Origin of the sequence: Litoribacterium kuwaitense (assembly GCF_011058155.1) — a bacterium.
GTDB classification, from domain to species: Bacteria; Bacillota; Bacilli; order Bacillales; family DSM-28697; genus Litoribacterium; species Litoribacterium kuwaitense.
This window is the reverse complement of record NZ_JAALFC010000005.1, coordinates 18,818-38,099: the sequence shown is the minus strand read 5'-3', so window position 1 is coordinate 38,099 and position 19,282 is coordinate 18,818. Positions and strand designations below refer to the sequence as shown.

22 protein-coding genes and 1 other annotated feature are annotated in these 19,282 nt (G+C 44.6%); all 22 genes read left to right on the top strand.

The window, feature by feature from the left end; translation table 11 throughout:
- The first annotated feature begins 12 nt into the window (after positions 1-12).
- The 22 genes from G4V62_RS04985 to G4V62_RS04880 all read left to right on the top strand — a co-directional run bounded on the left by G4V62_RS04985 (position 13) and on the right by G4V62_RS04880 (position 19,210).
- On the top strand, positions 13-834 hold the full coding sequence (locus G4V62_RS04985; protein WP_165199840.1) for a cell division protein FtsQ/DivIB: 822 nt from the start codon (positions 13-15) through the stop codon (positions 832-834).
- Positions 809-1,534, top strand: coding sequence for a DUF881 domain-containing protein (locus tag G4V62_RS04980; RefSeq protein WP_246218266.1), 726 nt, complete (start codon positions 809-811; stop codon positions 1,532-1,534). The genes G4V62_RS04985 and G4V62_RS04980 overlap by 26 nt, the downstream gene beginning before the upstream one ends.
- Entirely contained in the window at positions 1,527-2,237 is a 711-nt protein-coding gene (locus G4V62_RS04975) for a DUF881 domain-containing protein (RefSeq protein ID WP_165199838.1), read from the top strand. The genes G4V62_RS04980 and G4V62_RS04975 overlap by 8 nt, the downstream gene beginning before the upstream one ends.
- A gap of 2 nt (positions 2,238-2,239) precedes the next feature.
- Positions 2,240-2,611: a small basic family protein gene (locus tag G4V62_RS04970; protein ID WP_165199836.1), complete on the top strand. Its 372-nt coding sequence runs from the start codon at positions 2,240-2,242 to the stop codon at positions 2,609-2,611.
- Positions 2,612-2,833: 222 nt separating this feature from the next.
- Positions 2,834-4,114 (top strand): cell division protein FtsA, encoded by a 1,281-nt coding sequence (gene ftsA, locus G4V62_RS04965; RefSeq protein WP_165199834.1) that lies wholly within the window; start codon positions 2,834-2,836, stop codon positions 4,112-4,114.
- A gap of 29 nt (positions 4,115-4,143) precedes the next feature.
- Positions 4,144-5,307 carry a cell division protein FtsZ gene (gene ftsZ, locus G4V62_RS04960; RefSeq protein ID WP_165199832.1) on the top strand — a complete coding sequence of 388 codons (1,164 nt, stop codon included), beginning with the start codon at positions 4,144-4,146 and terminating at the stop codon, positions 5,305-5,307.
- 293 nt (positions 5,308-5,600) lie between these two features.
- Positions 5,601-6,185 (top strand): sigma-E processing peptidase SpoIIGA, encoded by a 585-nt coding sequence (locus G4V62_RS21100; protein WP_165199830.1) that lies wholly within the window; start codon positions 5,601-5,603, stop codon positions 6,183-6,185.
- The gene (locus G4V62_RS21095; protein WP_165199828.1) at positions 6,182-6,505 is read left to right on the top strand and encodes a sigma-E processing peptidase SpoIIGA; all 324 of its coding nucleotides are present in this window, start codon (positions 6,182-6,184) and stop codon (positions 6,503-6,505) included. The genes G4V62_RS21100 and G4V62_RS21095 overlap by 4 nt, the downstream gene beginning before the upstream one ends.
- Positions 6,506-6,521: 16 nt before the next feature.
- Positions 6,522-7,247, top strand: a complete 726-nt coding sequence (gene sigE / locus G4V62_RS04945; RefSeq protein WP_165199826.1) for an RNA polymerase sporulation sigma factor SigE — start codon at positions 6,522-6,524, stop codon at positions 7,245-7,247.
- A gap of 87 nt (positions 7,248-7,334) precedes the next feature.
- Complete coding sequence (gene sigG, locus G4V62_RS04940; protein WP_165199824.1) at positions 7,335-8,114, top strand: RNA polymerase sporulation sigma factor SigG; 780 nt, start codon at positions 7,335-7,337, stop codon at positions 8,112-8,114.
- 269 nt (positions 8,115-8,383) lie between these two features.
- A complete protein-coding gene (locus tag G4V62_RS04935) occupies positions 8,384-8,647 on the top strand; it encodes a YlmC/YmxH family sporulation protein (RefSeq protein WP_165199822.1) in 264 nt (87 codons plus the stop codon).
- A 92-nt stretch (positions 8,648-8,739) separates the two neighbouring features.
- Positions 8,740-9,528 carry a peptidoglycan editing factor PgeF gene (pgeF, locus tag G4V62_RS04930; RefSeq protein WP_165199820.1) on the top strand — a complete coding sequence of 263 codons (789 nt, stop codon included), beginning with the start codon at positions 8,740-8,742 and terminating at the stop codon, positions 9,526-9,528.
- 18 nt (positions 9,529-9,546) lie between these two features.
- Positions 9,547-10,227, top strand: a complete 681-nt coding sequence (locus tag G4V62_RS04925) for a YggS family pyridoxal phosphate-dependent enzyme (protein WP_212508670.1) — start codon at positions 9,547-9,549, stop codon at positions 10,225-10,227.
- Positions 10,228-10,253: 26 nt separating this feature from the next.
- Complete coding sequence (locus G4V62_RS04920) at positions 10,254-10,703, top strand: cell division protein SepF (RefSeq protein WP_165199818.1); 450 nt, start codon at positions 10,254-10,256, stop codon at positions 10,701-10,703.
- A 4-nt stretch (positions 10,704-10,707) separates the two neighbouring features.
- The gene (locus G4V62_RS04915) at positions 10,708-10,971 is read left to right on the top strand and encodes a YggT family protein (protein WP_165199816.1); all 264 of its coding nucleotides are present in this window, start codon (positions 10,708-10,710) and stop codon (positions 10,969-10,971) included.
- Entirely contained in the window at positions 10,971-11,753 is a 783-nt protein-coding gene (locus G4V62_RS04910; protein ID WP_165199814.1) for a YlmH family RNA-binding protein, read from the top strand. The genes G4V62_RS04915 and G4V62_RS04910 overlap by 1 nt, the downstream gene beginning before the upstream one ends.
- Positions 11,754-11,884: 131 nt before the next feature.
- Complete coding sequence (locus G4V62_RS04905; protein WP_165199812.1) at positions 11,885-12,388, top strand: DivIVA domain-containing protein; 504 nt, start codon at positions 11,885-11,887, stop codon at positions 12,386-12,388.
- A gap of 91 nt (positions 12,389-12,479) precedes the next feature.
- Positions 12,480-12,710, top strand: a binding site (T-box leader).
- Between the two features lie 69 nt (positions 12,711-12,779).
- Complete coding sequence (ileS, locus tag G4V62_RS04900; RefSeq protein WP_165199810.1) at positions 12,780-15,551, top strand: isoleucine--tRNA ligase; 2,772 nt, start codon at positions 12,780-12,782, stop codon at positions 15,549-15,551.
- Positions 15,552-15,592: 41 nt separating this feature from the next.
- Positions 15,593-16,066, top strand: coding sequence for a signal peptidase II (gene lspA / locus G4V62_RS04895; protein ID WP_165199808.1), 474 nt, complete (start codon positions 15,593-15,595; stop codon positions 16,064-16,066).
- On the top strand, positions 16,066-16,983 hold the full coding sequence (locus G4V62_RS04890; RefSeq protein ID WP_165199806.1) for an RluA family pseudouridine synthase: 918 nt from the start codon (positions 16,066-16,068) through the stop codon (positions 16,981-16,983). The genes lspA and G4V62_RS04890 overlap by 1 nt, the downstream gene beginning before the upstream one ends.
- A 228-nt stretch (positions 16,984-17,211) precedes the next feature.
- Positions 17,212-17,751, top strand: coding sequence for a bifunctional pyr operon transcriptional regulator/uracil phosphoribosyltransferase PyrR (pyrR, locus tag G4V62_RS04885; protein WP_165199804.1), 540 nt, complete (start codon positions 17,212-17,214; stop codon positions 17,749-17,751).
- A 169-nt stretch (positions 17,752-17,920) separates the two neighbouring features.
- Positions 17,921-19,210, top strand: a complete 1,290-nt coding sequence (locus tag G4V62_RS04880) for a solute carrier family 23 protein (RefSeq protein ID WP_165200052.1) — start codon at positions 17,921-17,923, stop codon at positions 19,208-19,210.
- The last annotated feature ends 72 nt before the right edge of the window (positions 19,211-19,282 follow it).

Sequence of the window (19,282 nt, the reverse complement as noted above, 5' to 3'; positions counted from 1 at the left end):
GGAGAGGCTTGGATGAAGGAGGGAGGGGACACGAACAAGCAAGGAAAGCTTTATCACCTTGAAGACCGAATTCCGGGTATTAAAAAGCAACGAAAACGAAAAGCCAATTCAATGCTCATTATTTATTTATCAGTGTTTTTCATTTTGATCGCTGTCATTCTTTATTTTCAATCCCCATTTAGTCATGTTCAAGAGGTTAAGGTTACTGGAACGCACTACGTTTCTCAAGATGAAGTGGTATCATTGGCAGATGTCTCACAAGAGACGAGTTTTGTGCAGCTGCAAGAAGACGAAGTTGCCAAACGGATCGAAAATCATGAAGAAATTGCGCAAGCGACTGTCACAAAGCATTTTCCAAACGAAGTGAATATTTCCATTAAAGAGCATCAAAGGTTAGCTTATATTGAAAAAGAAGGACGTTTTCATCCGCTTCTTGATAACGGTGTGCTTTTATCCGACGTGTCTGAGGAACAGTTGCCAACTTCAGCGCCTTTACTGGAATCGTGGAATGATGATGAAGCGCTCAAGATTATCGCTGCTGAGCTTGAAGATGTGCCGGAGCTCGTTTTAAATGCCATTTCTACGGTCACTTATGCACCTACTGCTGACGAACCAATGCGTGTAATTGTTTATATGAACGATGGATATGAAATACATACGATGGTGAAAGGCTTTGCGCAAAAGATGGCAGACTATCCGTCGATCGTTGCTCAATTAGATCCTGAGCAAAAAGGGGTCATCCATTTAGGTGTGGCATCCTATTTTAAAGCCTACGGGGAGGAAGATGCTTCCAAGGAGCTCGATAAGCATGATGAAGAAAATGAAAGTCAATAAAACGGTACAGAAGTCTGTTTTATTTATCGTTTTAGCAGTCCTCGGTTTTTTGCTGGCGTTTTCCTACCAAAATACGAAGCAGTCTCCACCTACTTTGTCTTCAGATGCATGGGAAGAAGAGTACGAACTTCGTGAAGAGCTCATTTCAATTGAGCAACAGAACCTCGAATTGACGTCATTGCTGTCAGAAAAGAAAACGACCATTCAACAGATGGAAAACGAATTTGCCAACCAGGAGGATACATTGTTTAACCTTGTCGAAGAAGTCGAAAAGCTACGCATGCTGATCGGCGACATTCCCATTCAAGGTCCTGGGGTGAAGGTGTCTCTCTCTGACCCATCTTATGTGCCTGAGGAGGAAAATATTAATGACTATCTCGTGCACGAAAGTCATGTTCACAAAGTAGTGAACGAGCTCAAAGCTGCAGGTGCTGATGCAGTGGCAATCAATGGGCAGAGGTTAAAGAGCAACTCATTTATCGTCTGTACAGGACCTGTCATTACGATTGACGGACAGCAATCAACGGCTCCGTTTGAAATTACAGGGTTAGGTGACCCAGACACCTTGAGCGCGTCCTTGAATTTGGCCGGTGGTGTGGTAGAGCAGCTTGTCGCTGACAATATTACGGTACGGGTTGAAACGAGTGACGCGTATGAGCTACCCGCACATTTAGATGAGGATGGCGTAACACATGGTTAAGCGTTTATCCATAACCGTCGTCACACTGGCATTAGGTTTGCTTTTAGCGCTGCAACTGAATACATCAGATCAAGAAAAGACGCGAGATACGAGAGACGTTTGGGAAATTCGACAAGATTTAAAAAAAGAACAGCAGCGATCTGTTGAGCTCTTGCGAGAAATCACAAAATACGAGACGATTGAGAATAATTACTCTGCGAGAGAATCGGTATCACGTGAAAAGGCACTTCGGGAGACTTTAGATGAGCTAGAAAAAGAAGCTGGTCTGACTGAAACATCCGGGGATGGCGTTTTGCTGTATGTCAGTGAATTGTTTGATGAAGCTTTACTCGGTGAACGTGTGGAAGAGCTGTCACCCGCGTTGTTGACACGTTTAATTAATGAGCTGAATCGGTATGGTGCGAAAGAAATTGAGATTGCGGGGTATCGTTTGTCGGCAACGACGCCCATTCGTGAAGTGAATGGGGAGACTTATATTGATAATGAGCCGCTTCCTCCGTATCCATTTGAAATCAAAGTATTGACTGACGATCCGGAAAAGCTTCATGCGAAGATTTCTTACTCCCAATCGGTAGATGACTTCGCGACAGAAAATGTGAAGTTGTCAGCTCAAGTCAAAGAAGATCTTCAATTGTCAGCTTATCAGGGACATGCTCGATTGAAGGAGATCAGTCCTGTAGAAGGTGATAAAGGAGGGAGCTGATCATGTGGTTACCTATTCTAGGCTTTTTGATCGGGCTGTTTGTCGGTCTTTTTTCCGGTGTACATGTAGCACCTGAATATGCCAGTTACGTATCAATTGCTGTGTTGGCAGCGCTCGATACTCTATTTGGTGGTATTCGTGCACAAATGCAAGGTACATTTGATAATTCAGTTTTTGTCAGTGGCTTTTTTTTCAATATGTTATTAGCGTCAGGTTTGGCTTTTCTAGGGGTTCATATTGGTGTAGACTTATATTTGGCTGCCATTTTTGCATTTGGTGTAAGACTGTTTAACAATATAGCTGCAATTCGACGTCTTTTACTGGCAAAATGGAGTGATTCATATAAGCCTGACAACGGAAAAAAATCTACATAAAAAAAGGGAAAAGGCATCCTTTGTTGAATACATTGTGTAACGATTTGAAGATATAGTATATAAACAAAGCAAAACAAACGAAAATTTTCTTTAAGAGGACGTAGAATTTAGAAATCACACAAAGTGAACGGACGGAAGATACGTGGATTCCAGACCACCCTTCGATACGTTTAACTTACAATGAGAAATGTGGATTTGTTTATTTAAGGGAGGTGCCAAGGATTGAACAGCAATGGAATCTATGTAAGTTTAGACATCGGTACGTCCAATATTAAAGTGATTTTAGGAGAACTGTCAGGTGACGTCTTAAATGTCATTGGAGTAGGGAACGTCAGCTCTAAAGGCGTACGAAAAGGGTCTATTGTAGATATAGATGCAACCGTGCTTTCTATCCAAAAGGCTGTTGAGCAGGCTGAGCGAATGGTAGGGGTAGATATCCAGCGTGTCATTGTTGGCATCGCAGGCAATCATATTGATTTGCTACCATGCCATGGAGTCGTTGCGGTTGGCAGTGAAAACAGAGAGGTCACTGATGATGATGTCGCTAGAGTTATCGATGCAGCGCAAGTTGTTTCCATTCCTCCTGAGCGAGAAATCATCGATGTCATCCCTCGGCAGTTTATCGTCGACGGACTAGATGAGATTAATGACCCTCGTGGGATGATAGGCGTTCGTCTTGAAATGGAAGGACTCATAATCACTGGATCACGAACGATGTTGCATAATACGTTGCGGTGTGTGGAAAAAGCGGGATTGGAAATTATCGACATTTGTCTACAGCCACTTGCAGCGGGCTCAGTTGCATTATCAGCCGATGAAAAAAACATCGGCGTTGCACTCGTTGATCTAGGTGCTGGCTCGACGACCGTGTCTGTGTTTGATGAAGGCATTCTGCAGGGGACGACCATGCTTCCAGTCGGAGGAGATTTGATCACTAAAGATCTTTCCATTGGATTACGGACGACGACGGAAGAGGCTGAAAAGCTGAAAAAAACGTATGGACACGCTTTTTACGATTTAGCTTCAGAAGAAGAAGCCTTTGAAGTGACGATGATTGGGAGTAATCAAACCCAGACGATCACACAGCTCGACATCGCGGAAATTATCGAAGCTCGCATTGAAGAGATGTTTGTCATGATTATGGATGAATTGCAGCGACTGGGTTTCAAACAATTGCCCGGTGGTATTGTTTTGACAGGTGGTACCGCAAGTATGCCTGGGGTACTTGAATTGGCCCAGGACGTCACACGACATAACGTGCGCGTTGCCATCGCGGATTATATCGGTGTCAGAGAGCCTCAATATACGACGGGTGTAGGTGTCATACAGTTTGCCCATCGTAATATGAAGGTGCAAGGAAAAGAAGTTGCTGCTTCCATTGCTTCTGAAGAAATCGATCGTCCTGTGAAAAAGAAGAAAACCCCCGCAGCAGAGTCAGGTGGGAAAAAAGAACCTGGCTTCTCAACACAAATGAAGAATTGGTTTAATAAATTTTTTGAGTAAGAGAGAAAAATCGTTTAGGAGGATCTTACATGCTGGAGTTTGATACGAGTATGGATCAATTAGCATCGATCAAAGTGATCGGCGTCGGTGGCGGGGGCAGCAATGCTGTCAATCGAATGATTGAGCACGGTGTTCAAGGCGTCGAATTTATTGCTGTGAATACAGACAACCAAGCTTTGAATTTATCAAAAGCGGAAGTGAAAATGCAGATTGGCGGAAAGTTGACTCGCGGCTTGGGGGCAGGCGCGAATCCTGAGGTTGGAAAAAAAGCGGCTGAAGAGAGTAAAGAACAGCTCGAGGAAGCGCTCAAAGGAGCGGACATGGTATTTGTTACGGCTGGAATGGGTGGAGGCACTGGAACAGGCGCAGCCCCAGTGATTGCATCCATTGCAAAAGAGCTTGGAGCGTTGACAGTAGGTGTCGTCACACGACCATTTACTTTTGAAGGTCGTAAGCGCGCTACACAAGCATCAAGCGGTATTGACACGATGAAAGAAAAAGTGGACACTTTGATCGTTATCCCAAATGATCGTCTACTTGAAATCGTCGATAAAAATACACCAATGCTTGAAGCTTTCCGAGAAGCGGATAACGTTCTTCGTCAAGGGGTGCAAGGTATCTCCGATTTAATTGCTACACCAGGCCTCATTAACCTCGACTTTGCCGACGTAAAGACGATTATGTCTGATCGTGGGTCAGCATTAATGGGAATTGGAATCGCAACCGGTGAAAACCGTGCTGCAGAAGCAGCCAAAAAGTCGATTTCCTCTCCATTACTTGAAACGTCTATCGATGGCGCGCAAGGTGTCATTATGAATATTACTGGTGGATCGAACCTGAGCTTGTATGAAGTACAAGAGGCTGCTGATATCGTCGCAAATGCGTCGGATCAAGAAGTGAATATGATTTTCGGTTCAGTCATTAATGAAGATTTGAAAGACGAAATTTTAGTTACTGTCATTGCGACAGGATTTTCTGAAAGTGAGCTTCAGCCTGGAAAGCCGTCGCGACCGCAACAGGGCGCAACACCACAGAGTCAGCAGCGCTATTCAAAAGCGGCACCGCAAGATCATACACCACCCCCTTTAAAAGAAGAGCGTCAAGAGCCTGTAAGGTCACAACAGCCTCAGCAACCAGAGGAGACTTTAGATATTCCAACATTTTTACGGAATCGCAATCGTAGACGCCGATAATCTTTTATCGCCATAAAATGCTATTATTGATTTCCTAACAAATCGAATTGAAAGCTCGTCTCTATTTCGTGTAGAGGCGGGCTTTTTTAGGTGCGCAAAAACCGTAGAAAAGTGAAAAAAATCGGCGGTGAAGGAAATGGCATATCGTATCATATCCCTTCGAAGGTTCTGAGTTCTTGCAGATTTTTGTGAAAGGCTTTGTCTCGATAGGACTCATATTCCGACAGACTTTCTCATATAAAAAAGATATACTGTACATCAGCTTTCATGGAAAAGGGGCCGATGCCAATTTCATGTATTTGGACCTCATTTGGTTATTAAATCTGTTGTTTGATACTTGGCTCTTATGGTTGACGGCAATTGTCTTGAAACGAAAAGTGAGAAAAAGAAGGCTAATCTTAGGAGGGTTTCTTGGTTCACTCATCGTTATCGGGTTATTCACACCTTATAGCGCCATGATCGGTCATCCTATTTTCAAAGGGTTCATTTCTATAGGAATGGTCCTCGTGACTTTTCGTTTTCATAGGCTGCGAGCATTTGGACAGGCGCTCATGACATTTTATTTTGTTACTTTTGCTGTAGGTGGTGGCATGATCGGTATCTTTCATTTTCTACAAATCCCTTCAGCGACTTCTGGGACAGGATTTGTCACCTATAGCGGTGGATACGGTCATCCTGTCAGTTGGCTGTTTGTCCTGTTAAGCTTTCCTGCACTACTATATTTTTCTAAAAAAAGATTGCGCTTTGCTGAAGAAGTGAGCCAGACTTTTCAAGGAATCGTCGATTTTGAACTGCATTTACTGGGACAAACCCTGTATGGGAAAGGATTTATTGATACGGGGAATCACCTTTCTGACCCAGTAACAAAAAACCTGTGATCTTTCTCAATGCTAGCCTGCTCCCGCAGAAAGATCCGTTCGTTGAAAAATTGATCGAACGCCCGCTTGAAGCCTCATTTGAACATGGTGCCGGTGCCAAACCTTCATTTTGTCTCATTCCTTTTCGCAGCATGGGAAACGCTTCGGGAATGGTAGCGGGGTTTTATCCGGAGCTGTTAATGATATCAGATGGAAAACAACAATGGTCAACGTCCAATGTCCTTGTTGCGTTTACGACCATGGACTTATCACCAAGCGGGGAATATAACGCTTTAGTGCACCCATCTCTAATACGTCAGCAACAATCGCATTCAGTTTAAACAGGGGGTATATTCGATGAATTGGGAACATTTTAAAAATAAAGCTGTACAAATTTGGCATAAAATCTGCGTGAAATTAAAGATGAAACCAGAGGACATTTACTATATTGGAGGAAGTGAAGCCCTTCCACCCCCGCTTTCTAAAGAAGAGGAAGCCATATGGCTTGAAAAATTGCCAACGGGTGATGAAGAAGCAAGATCTGTTCTCATTGAGCGGAATTTACGCCTTGTTGTATACATTGCCCGTAAATTTGAAAACACAGGTATCAATATTGAGGATCTAATCAGTATCGGTACCATTGGTTTAATTAAAGCTGTCAATACGTTTAACCCAGAGAAAAAGATTAAACTGGCGACATATGCGTCTCGTTGTATTGAAAACGAAATTTTAATGTACTTGCGGAGAAATAATAAGACAAAATCAGAAATTTCTTTTGATGAACCTTTAAACATCGACTGGGACGGAAATGAGCTGTTACTTTCGGATGTGATGGGAACTGATGAAGACATAACGACGCGCAACGTAGAACACGATGTGGACAAGGCGTTGCTTGTGACCTCATTAGCCACCTTAAATGATCGGGAAAAGCAAATTATGGAGCTGCGATTTGGCCTTGCAGATGGTGAGGAGAAAACACAAAAGGATGTTGCTGACCTGTTAGGCATTTCTCAGTCCTACATTTCACGGCTGGAAAAACGCATTATTAAACGGTTAAAAAAAGAATTTAATAAAATGTTGTAATTTTTCAAAGACACGACGCCTGCATATTTTCCCTTTTGACGGAGATACTGATTCTTGTAATCGACACGACCGTTAGGAGGGACATGATTGACCCGAAATAAAGTTGAAATTTGCGGCGTTGATACGTCGAAATTACCTGTACTTAAAAACGAGGAAATGCGAAAGTTGTTTAGAGAAATGCAGGCAGGTGATGACTTTGCGCGTGAATCACTAGTCAATGGAAACTTGCGTCTCGTGCTCAGTGTGGTGCAGCGTTTCAATAATCGTGGTGAATTTGTTGATGACTTATTTCAAGTAGGTTGTATTGGACTAATGAAATCTATAGATAATTTTGATTTAAGTCAAAATGTCCGCTTCTCGACATATGCTGTCCCGATGATTATTGGTGAAATCCGAAGATATCTTCGTGACAATAATCCAATTCGCGTATCAAGATCGCTTAGAGATGTGGCATATAAAGCTTTGCAAGTGCGGGAGAAATTGGTGGCTGCGACATCAAAAGAGCCGACCGCTCAAGAGATTGCTCGTGAGTTGGATTTGCCGCATGAAGATGTTGTTTTTGCCCTCGACGCCATTCAAGACCCTGTCTCTTTATTTGAGCCGATTTACAATGATGGTGGAGATCCGATCTTTGTAATGGACCAACTAAGTGATGATAAGCAGCAGGATTTGCAATGGGTTGAAGAAATTGCGTTAAAAGAAGGGATGCGTAGACTCAACGAACGAGAAAAAATGATTTTGACAAAGCGGTTTTTTCAAGGGAAAACGCAGATGGAAGTGGCTGATGAAATCGGCATATCCCAGGCGCAAGTGTCCCGTCTTGAAAAAGCAGCCATTCACCAGATGAATAAGCATATTCAACAGTGATGATGTTTCCACCATATCGCTAGTACGCTACTCGCTATCCTTTCATAAGTTTGCAAAGTGAATGCAAGTGGTTTTAAGTCGTTGGAAACATAGGAGCGTTACTTACAGGAGAGTTGCTAAATAAAAAAACGATGGACAAAGACAAGTTCGGCGTTGTCTGCACTTAGGGAGCCAAGGGAATTGGCTCTTTTTTTATGTTGTCTATGCCCCTCCTTTTGACTTCTAAAAAGTATGGTTAACGCCATATATTGAAGGGAGGAGGTGGAGGTATGGTGAAAATGTCAAGTTTGCAAGCGAAAGATGTCGTCAATGTCGCTGATGGTAAACGACTTGGACATATTGGAGATTTTGAAATTTCTCTATCGACAGGGAAAATTGAATCCATAGTGATTCCTGGGGAAGGGAAAATGCTAGGATTTAAACGTGATTCAGAAATTGTTATCCCTTGGAGTCAAATTGTTAAAATCGGTTCAGACGTTATTCTTATTCGAAAATCAGACATGCTCGAAAAAGCGACGGCTGAGGAAGCGTAATCGAGGAAAAGCGGTATTTGTGCATACCCTCTAAGGTAGAGATGTGCTACACTAAGAGCTAAAGAAGAAGCTGCATTTGTAAAGGAGATTGTATGGTTTCAGATCTAATGCAATTGCGTACGTCAAAAGCATTGCCGCTATTCTATTGGCCGCGTTTTCAAGACGAGATCATTGCAGGTGTAACGACGAGGCAAGGGGGCACGAGTGAGGCCCCCTATGATTCATTTAATTTAGGTTTACAAGTCGGGGATGATGAGGAAGCTGTTCAGCGGCATTATACATGGCTAGCTAAAGAGCTTGATTGCACGACGAAGGATATGTATACTGCAAAACAAGTACACGGGACGACGATTCTGTCTGTCGACCAACAGACAGAAGACGACGATCTTCGTGAAGCAGATGGTCTATGGACGGGTCAAGCAGGGGTTGTACTTTCACTCGTTTATGCCGATTGTGTGCCCGTTTTAGTTTATGCAAGAAATGCAGGGAGAATTGCTGTTCTTCATGCAGGTTGGCGGGGAACAGTGGCAGGGATCGCCGGTCGCCTTGTCGAACTTTGGAAGACGGACGATGTTTTGCCTGAAGAGATGTATGTACTTGTTGGTCCGGCAATATGCGCACAATGCTACCAAGTAGGTACAGATGTCGCCGAAAAAGTGCCGGATCAATTTAAGGAAAAGACATTGAGCTCTTTAGGTGGAGGACAATACTTACTCGACCTGCGGCAGCTCAACCGAAGGATATTCATGGCTCATGGCATCCCTCAAGAGCATATTGACGTATCTGAGCTATGTACAATTTGTCATTCTGAGTGGCTATTTTCCCACCGGCGCTCGGCACCGACAGGCAGGCATGCCGCTTTTATACGAATGATGGCTTAGAGGAGGCAGCAAGAGATATTGAATTCAATTCAAGACAACATTGCAAAGGTGCAATCGAGAATCAGTGAGGCGTGCGCACGGTCTGGCCGTCAGCCAGCAGACGTCACCCTGATTGCGGTCACAAAATATACCACTGTCGATATTGCTAGAGAACTCGTCAAGGGAGGCATTCAGCACCTCGGTGAAAACCGAATAGAAGGCTTTCAGGAAACGTATGAAGCTTTAAAAGGACAAGCTGACTTTCACTTTATCGGTTCATTACAAACGAGAAAAGTGAAAGATGTCATTGATCAAGTGGATCGTCTTCATTCCCTTGATCGTCTCAAGCTGGCAAAAGAGATTGATAAAAGGGCACAGAAGAAAGTATCCTGTTTCGTACAAGTCAACGTTTCGGGTGAAGAAAGTAAACATGGACTGGCTCCAGTTGATGTTGTTCCTTTTATTCAAGAGTTAGAGGTGTATCCGCGAATAAACGTTTGTGGGTTAATGACAATGGCACCTCATACACCTGATGAAAGTTTGCTACGTCATTGTTTTCAACAGCTTGCGCGTCTGAAAGAAGAAGTACAGGCGCTCAAGCTCCCATTCGCACCATGCCATGAGCTGTCAATGGGCATGTCAGGCGATTTTGAAATTGCCATTGAGGAAGGTGCTACGCATATTCGGATTGGCTCAATGCTAGTTCAATCCAACACGTAAAGCACAGGCTAGGGAGGTGTCAATCCTTGGGTTTTAAAGATAAGTTTAAACGCTTTTTTGAAATGGACGATGAAGAGTATGAAGTGTATGAAAGTGAGGAGACTGAGTTAGGGTATGAGGAAGACATGCCATCCTCACATAAAAAAGGGAAGCAAAATGTCGTTTCGTTGCAAAGTGTGCAACAATCAGCAAAAATGATGCTCGTTGAACCTCGAGCGTATGACGAGGCACAGGACATTGCCGACCATTTAAAAAATCGCAAGAGTGTCGTCATCAACTTGCAACGCATTCCGAATGATCAAGCCAAGCGAATTGTTGATTTTTTAAGCGGAACGGTGTATGCCCTCGGCGGAGATATTCAAAAGCTAGGATCCAACACCTTTTTATGTACACCGGATAATGTTGATGTGTCCGGGTCGATTACAGATATGATACACACTGAACATGAGCAAGATCGAAGAAATAACGGATGGTGAAAAAATGAGTCAATTATTTGTTGTGTTAGCTAATGTGCTGCAACTCTATATGTACGTCATTATCGTGTACGTGCTCATGTCGTGGTTTCCGAATGCGCGAGAATCTTCTTTCGGACAATTGATTGGAAGGCTTGTCAGACCGTACATGGAGCCTTTTCAAAGAATTATTCCTCCGCTCGGCATGATTGATATTTCGCCGATCGTTGCGATCATTACGCTGCAACTAGCGATTTCTGGAGCTTATCAGTTGGCGAGGATGTTTATTTAATGTCACAGCACGTGTACCAGCATTACCGTGTGGAAGAGCGAGCATTTGTCGACCAAGTGCTCGATTGGATCATGCAAGTGGAGCAACAATACGCTCCAAAGTTAACGGATTTTCTTGACCCGAGACAACTTGCGATTGCCAAAGAGCTGCTTGGGAATAGATCGGATATTTCGTTATATAGCCATGGTGGCTATCAAGGAGCGGAACGGCAGCGGCTTTTGTTTGCGCCGGATTATATGGTGCCGGAGACCGACGACTATGGGATTGTTTGCTTTGAAATCGTCTATCCGGTAAAGTTCGTCACGCTTGAGCACTCTAACGTATTAGGAGCAGCAATGAATGTCGGGCTCGATCGCGTAAAATTTGGGGACATCGTTAGCAATCCACCTCGTTATCAATTGATCGTTGCCGAAGAAGTTGCATCTTTTGTACAAAGAGAGCTCACTTCTGTAGGAAAAGCGACAATCAAGCTCAAAGAAAAGCCGCCGCATGAAGTCATAATACCAGCTGAGGAAGGGCAGCCTCAGCAGCTCATCGTTGCATCTCTGCGGTTAGATGCTGTGTTAGCCCAAGGGTTCCGTTTATCTCGAGCGAAAGCTTCAGCGCTAATACAGGCCGGAAAGGTAAAAGTTAACTTTCAAATCATTGACGCAGGTTCTTTTGAAGTTCAGCCTTCAGATGTCTTAAGTTTGCGGGGGTATGGACGGTTGTTTATTTCTTCGATTGAAGGACAAACGAGGCGCGCAAAATTTCGATTATCGACATTCGTCAAAAAAAGCTGATACGAAACAGAAGGAAAAACGAGAAAGTTTGTCGAATAAATAAACGCACATAGCGTTAGTGACGAGAGATATGTTCGGTTCGTTTTGATCTAAACTTAAAAAAGATCCAATTTAATGGGGAGGTGTTTTCTTTGTCTTTAACGCCATTGGATATACACAACAAAGAATTTAGCCGGCGCATGCGAGGATATGATGAGGACGAGGTCAACGAGTTTTTGGATCAGATCATTAAAGACTTTGAGCTCGTCATACGGGAAAAGAAATCACTGGAGCAAAAAGTTGATGAGTTGACCGAGCGTTTAAAGCATTTTTCTAATATAGAAGAGACGTTAAACAAGTCGATCCTTGTTGCCCAAGAAACGGCGGATGACGTGAAGAGAAATGCAGAAAAAGAAAGCCGTCTCATCATCAAAGAAGCAGAGAAGAATGCCGATCGGATTATTAATGAAAGCCTTGAAAAGTCTCGAAGAATTACAATGGATATTGAGGAATTGAAAAAGCAGGCAAACGTGTATCGCACGCGTTTTCGTATGCTGCTTGAGGCGCAAATGGACCTCATTGATAATGAAGACTGGGACCGTTTGATGGAGCCGATCGATGAAGAAGAAGAAGAGCTACTTGCGCGCCGTTCATAGATTGGCGCTATCGTTGCTTTTTTCTCTGTAATTACATATAATATGTTCACTGTAATGGGAAGATAAAAGCATGAACATAATAGAGAATAACTAGAATGCGTTGACAAGGACACGCTTGTTTAGTGATGGATTCACAGAGAGCCCGGTATTGGTGAAAGCCGTGCATCGTTGCTGGCAGGAGCATCCCCTTGGAGTATTCTCTTTGAATGTAAGGACATACGAGTAAAAGAGAACGCAGGCCGGCGTTAAAGGCAACGAGTACTTTTTGTGCGTTTTGCAAAAAGGAGCAGGGTGGTACCGCGGGAACCTTCTCGTCCCTAGTTAGGGATGGGGAGGTTTTTTGCTTTGAGATGGTTTGGTTATGCTAATTAGGAGCGAAAGGATGAGAAACGTGAATTATAAAAAAACTTTGCTAATGCCAAAAACCGCTTTTCCGATGAAGGCGAATTTGCCTCATCGTGAGCCAACCATTCAACAAGAATGGGAGGAGACGAAGCTCTACGAAAGGCTTATGGAGCAGACGAAGGACAACCCCCTTTTTATATTGCATGATGGCCCACCCTATGCGAATGGGGATTTGCATCTCGGTCATGCGATGAATAAAATTTTAAAAGATTTTATTCTTCGTTATAAATCATTAAGCGGGTATCATACGCCGTACGTCCCTGGTTGGGATACGCACGGTCTGCCAATCGAAACTGCATTAACGAAAACGAAAAAAGTTAATCGGAAAAAACTATCCGTTGCTGAATTTCGTGCTAAATGTGAAGAATACGCATTGAAGCAAGTCGATCGTCAACGTGAGCAATTTAAGCGCCTCGGTGTTCAGGCTGATTGGGACAATCCTTATATAACATTGCATAAATCGTATGAAGCGGCGCAAATTGAACTGTTTGGTGAGATGGCTAAAAAAGGCTACATTTACAAGGATTTAAAGGCTGTCTATTGGTCACCATCGTCTGAATCAGCGCTGGCGGAAGCGGAAATTGAATATAAAGACAAGCGCTCGCCATCTATTTACGTTGCATTTAAAGTGGAGGATGGCAAAGGTGTTCTACAAGCCGATGAAGAACTGGTGATTTGGACGACGACACCGTGGACCCTTCCGGCAAACCTCGGCATTTCTGTTCACCGTGATCTTGACTATGCCGTCGTGGAGGAGGCAGGGCGCAAGCTTGTTGTCGCTGAAGAACGCCTTGGGGCTTTAAAAGACATTCTTGAATGGAAAGAAGCACGTGTGCTACGGACGATCAAAGGTCGTGAGTTAGAATACATTACTGCACAGCATCCATTTTATGATCGTACGTCGCTTGTCATGCTTGGCGATCATGTGACGACCGACGCAGGGACAGGCTGTGTTCATACAGCGCCTGGACATGGTGAAGAAGATTTTCATATTGGAAAAACGTATGGTCTTGAGATTTTGTCGCCTGTTAATGAACGCGGTTATTTTACGGAGGAAGCATCAGGATTCGAAGGTCAGTTTTATGATGCGGCGAACCCAGCCATTACTGAGCTTTTAAAAGAAAACGGTGCGCTTTTACACTTGTCATTTATTACTCACTCATATGCTCACGACTGGCGTACGAAAAAGCCAGTGATTTACCGGGCGACACCGCAATGGTTTGCTTCGATTAAAGATTTCCGTGCTGATATGCTGAAAAACATCGAGGAAGTCGAATGGTATCCGGCCTGGGGTGAGACGAGACTGCGCAATATGGTCCGTGATCGCGAAGACTGGTGTATTTCGCGACAGCGTGCTTGGGGTGTGCCGATCCCTGTGTTTTATGGTGAGAATTTGGAGCCGATCATTACGGATCAAACAATTACTCATGTCGCTGAGTTATTCCGTGAGCATGGCTCGAACATTTGGTTTGAGTGGGATACGAAAGACCTTCTCCCTGAGGGTTTTGTATCAGAGCACAGTCCGAATGGTCAGTTTACTCGCGAAAAAGACATTATGGACGTTTGGTTTGATTCTGGATCTTCACATCACGCCGTACTGGAGCAGCGAGATGAGCTCGTGCGCCCAGCTGATGTCTACTTGGAAGGGAGCGATCAATATCGTGGCTGGTTTAACAGTTCTTTGTCCACCGCTGTTGCAGTCACAGGGAAAGCGCCTTATAAAACAATTATCTCTCATGGGTTCGCGCTCGATGGCGACGGTCGGAAAATGAGTAAGTCGTTAGGGAACGTTGTTGCTCCTCAAGATGTGGCGAAGGAGCTCGGTGTTGATATTTTGCGTCTTTGGGTGGCATCGTCAGACTATCAAGCGGACGTGCGCGTTTCCCAAGACATTTTAAAGCAAGTCGCTGAAGCTTACCGTAAAATTCGTAATACTGTTCGCTTCCTTCTCGGAAATATCGCTGATTTTTCGCCTGCGGATAATCGCGTAACTTTTGCTGATTTGACGAGCGTTGATCGTTTTATTCACTTTAAGCGTCAGCACGTTATTCAAGAAGTTAGAGATGCATACGAGCGTTACGATTTCTCCACAGTGATTCAAACCGTTCACCATTTTTGCACGAATGACTTAAGCGCGTTCTACTTAGATTTTGCGAAAGATGTTCTATACATTGAAAAAGCAGATGACAGTAGACGTCGAGCCATTCAGACAGTGATGTACGATACATTAAAAGACATCCTCGTGCTCCTTGCGCCATTATTGCCACATACGATGGACGAGGCATGGAAGCATTTAACCGATACAAAAGAGGACAGCGTTCACTTAGCTTCGATGCCGACGGCGGAGCTTGCCAGCGATCATCAAGAAGATATGACTTTTTGGCAATCATTTATGACACTCAGAGATGAGGTGCTTAAGGCACTTGAGGAAGCACGTAATGAGAAAGTCATTGGTAAATCATTACAGGCCCAAGTGGATATTGCTCCTTTAACCACCGAAGCGAAAGACCTTCTTTTACGTACGGACAATTTAGGACAACTCCTTATCGTGTCAGGTGTTCAAATAAAAGAAGAGATAGACGGAGACGACGTCAGAACGTTTGAGCATCTGAAGATTAAAGTGTCTGCCAAAGAAGGCGAACGATGTGAGCGGTGCTGGACCGTGACTGAAGATGTAGGAAACGACGAGCGATACCCAGACTTGTGCAGCCGCTGTGCAACTGTCGTCGACTCCCTCGTTCTTGAAGACGTTGAATAAATGAGCTTTTTCACGCTTGAACTTAAAAGGAGTTGAATGGTATGCGCTATTACATCCTTGCTGTGGTCATGATTGTGCTTGACCAAGTGACGAAGTGGCTCGTATTGCGATATATGGATTTGTGGCAAAGTATCCCTGTGATTGAAGGGTTCTTTTACCTTACTTCTCATCGGAATCGAGGTGCCGCTTGGGGCATTTTGCAAGGGCAAATGACGTTTTTCTATATTGTCACAGTCCTCGTCATCATTGCGGTCATTTACTATATGCAAACATATGGCCGCTATCGTCCCTTGGCGGGAGTTGCCTTAGGCCTCATTTTAGGTGGCGCGATTGGTAACTTTATCGACCGTTTAGTGCACCAGGAAGTTGTCGACTTTTTTGACTTTGTTATCCCGGTCATTAACTACAACTACCCAATCTTTAATATTGCCGATGCATCATTGGTCGTCGGGGTCATCTGTATGATCATTCAGTCATTTATTGAAAAACCTACGGAAAGGTCGGCGTCCAAATAATGGAAGAGATGTTTGAGTTCACCGTTGAAGAAACAGCAAAAAAAGATCGTTTAGATAAATGGGTGGCAACGCAGCTGGAAGAGACATCACGAAGCCAAGTGCAGCGATGGATTGAAGAGGGGCACGTGACTGTGAACGGGACGCGTGCTGAAGCGAAGGTAAAGGTGCAGACAGGTGATGCCATCGTCGTCACTGTTCCGCCTGTTGAAGATATTCAGGTTGAACCAGAGCCGATTCCTTTAGATGTATATTATGAAGACGAAGATGTGATTGTCGTGAATAAGCCTTCGGGGATGGTAGTCCATCCAGCACCAGGGCATGCATCAGGGACGTTAGTGAATGCGCTGCTTCATCATTGCACAGACCTTTCAGGCATTAACGGGATGATGCGCCCAGGTATTGTCCATCGGCTAGACAAAGATACGTCAGGGCTTCTCATGGTTGCCAAAAATGATGTAAGCCATGAGGCGTTAGTTCGTCAGCTACAGAATCGGGCAGTGCACCGTGCTTATAAGGCGATCGTCCATGGGAATTTTACGCACGAAACCGGCACAATCGATGCCCCAATTGGACGGGATCGCGCCGACCGGCAGAAAATGGCGGTTGTGCCGAATGGTGGACGAGAAGCAATCACTCATTTTACCGTGCTGGAAACATTTGCAGGGTATTCGCTCGTAGAATGTCGTTTGAAAACGGGCCGAACGCACCAAATTCGTGTGCACATGGCTTACATTCAGCATCCGGTGGCAGGCGATCCGAAATATGGGTATAAAAAGACGCTTTCTTGTGATGGCCAAGCCTTACATGCGGAGACATTAGGGTTTGTTCATCCGAGAACGAATGAATCTATACATTTGACGGCACCACCACCGCCTATTTTTGCGAAGCTTGTCGATGATTTACGTTCTTCGTCTTGACGAGAAGACCCTCGTCAAGTATACTAAAAAATATCTGAATAAGAGTCCTTTAAACTGGTCCTGTGAGACACAGAAAGGTACGGTTATCAGACAGTATTGAGGGGAAATGTGCGTCGTCCTTGAAGACATTCCATTTCTTCTCAGCTGTTCTGCAAGCCTTCCTGTCACAGCGATAGGAAGGCTTTTTTGTACCCTTAAGGAATTATGATAACGGGAGGAGGGGTTTCGATGGAAAAAGCGATTGTGTTAGACGAAAAAGCGATTCAACGCGCCCTGACACGAATTGCCCACGAAATTATTGAACGGAATAAAGGTGTCCAATCGCTCGTCTTAATTGGCATTAAAACACGGGGCGTCTATATGGTGACACGGTTGGCCGATCGGATTGAAAAAATTGAAGGCATACGTCCGCCAGTTGGTGAAGTCGACATTACGATGTACCGTGACGATTTATCGATTAAAGCGGACAATTTAGAGCCTAAGCTAAAAGGAACTGACATTGATACTGAGATCAACGATAAAACGGTCGTACTTGTCGATGACGTTCTTTATACCGGCCGCACTGTGCGGGCTGCCATGGATGCGATTATGGATCAAGGGCGTCCACAATATATTCAGCTTGCAGTGCTTGTCGATCGAGGACATCGTGAGCTGCCGATCCGCCCGGATTATATTGGCAAAAACATACCTACTTCAAATCAAGAACAAATTCATGTGCAACTCACCGAAATTGATTCGCTAGATCAAGTGAGTATTCATACAAGTTAACCCTTTTAATGGTGTCCAGAGAGGCAACAAAAGGGGGAAATCTTTCTCGGCACGACATCGTCGGACTGAGAAAGTAGCTCCTCCTGCCTGGAATATGCAGTGAGGAGCTTTTTTTGTGGATGAACACGACTTTTACGCTGAATAGATAGGAGTGAATGAGTTGAATCAAATGACGTATGGCATTCATGAACGTCCGCCTTTCCATCGCTGGTTGATCTTTTCGTTTCAGCATTTGTTTGCCATGGTGGGTGCGACTGTCCTCGTCCCTTATTTAACTGGGCTAGACCCAGCAGTTGCGCTCGTTACGAGTGGGATCGGCACCTTAACGTACATTATTGTAACTAAGGGACAAATTCCTGCCTATCTAGGCTCATCCTTTGCTTTTATTGCCCCGCTTACGACAGCGATTGCTGGTGATGGGTTAGACACAGCGATGTTAGGCGCATTTCTGGCTGGATTACTTTACGGCATTTTGTCCTTACTGATCTACGCATTTGGTACCGGATGGTTATTCGCCATCCTTCCTCCGATTGTTGTCGGACCAGTGATTATGGTTATCGGTCTTGGCTTAGCGCCGACAGCGATCGATAATGCGATGACCGGAGGCGGGGGAGAGTATAGCTTAACGCATTTATCTGTTGCCTTTATCACACTCGCCATCTGTGTCATTGCGGCGATGTACTTCAGAGGGGTGTTAAGCCTCGTTCCGATCTTGTTCGGAATGGTTGGTGGGTATGGTGCGGCTCTGTACTTTGGGCTCGTCGATACGACGCCGATCGTCGAAGCGCCTTGGTTCGCGGCTCCGGACTTTTTTATCCCATTTGTCACATACACACCTTCATGGAATTGGCTCTTAGCGCTGGCAATGGTTCCTGTCGCCATGGTGACATTCGCTGAGCATACAGGGCATCAGCTCGTACTGAGTAAGGTGACTGGTCAAAATACGCTTAAAAAACCGGGCTTGCATCGCTCGATCGCAGGCGATGGCTTAGCGGTTATGATTTCCTCAATGCTTGGCGGCCCGCCAAATACGACGTACGGCGAAAACATTGGTGTCCTTGCCATTACGAGAGTATTCTCTGTGTATGTCTTAGGAGGCGCTGCGGTGTTAGCCATTTTGTTCGGCTTTTCCGCAAAAGTGGCGGCGTTTGTGTCCTCCATACCAGCGTCAGTCATGGGCGGTGCATCCATCCTCTTATTTGGAATCATTGCTGCCTCTGGCTTGCGAATGCTCGTGGACAATCATATCGACTTAGGTGATAAACGGAACTTGATAATTTCTTCGGTCATTCTCGTGATCGGTGTCGGTGGCGCAGTCATTCGAGTGCAAGGCTTCGAGCTTTCAGGTATGGCTTTGGCGACATTGGTCGGGATTGTCCTTAACCTCGTTTTGCCAGGTCGGCAGAAAACAATGAATGTTGATGAAGCACTAGCGCAAAATAATGATTCTGCAGCGTAATGAAACATGCATCTTTTAAAGACGTCCTGAGAGGCGCGCAAAGGATGACGGTCTGAAAAAGGCATTTGCCTT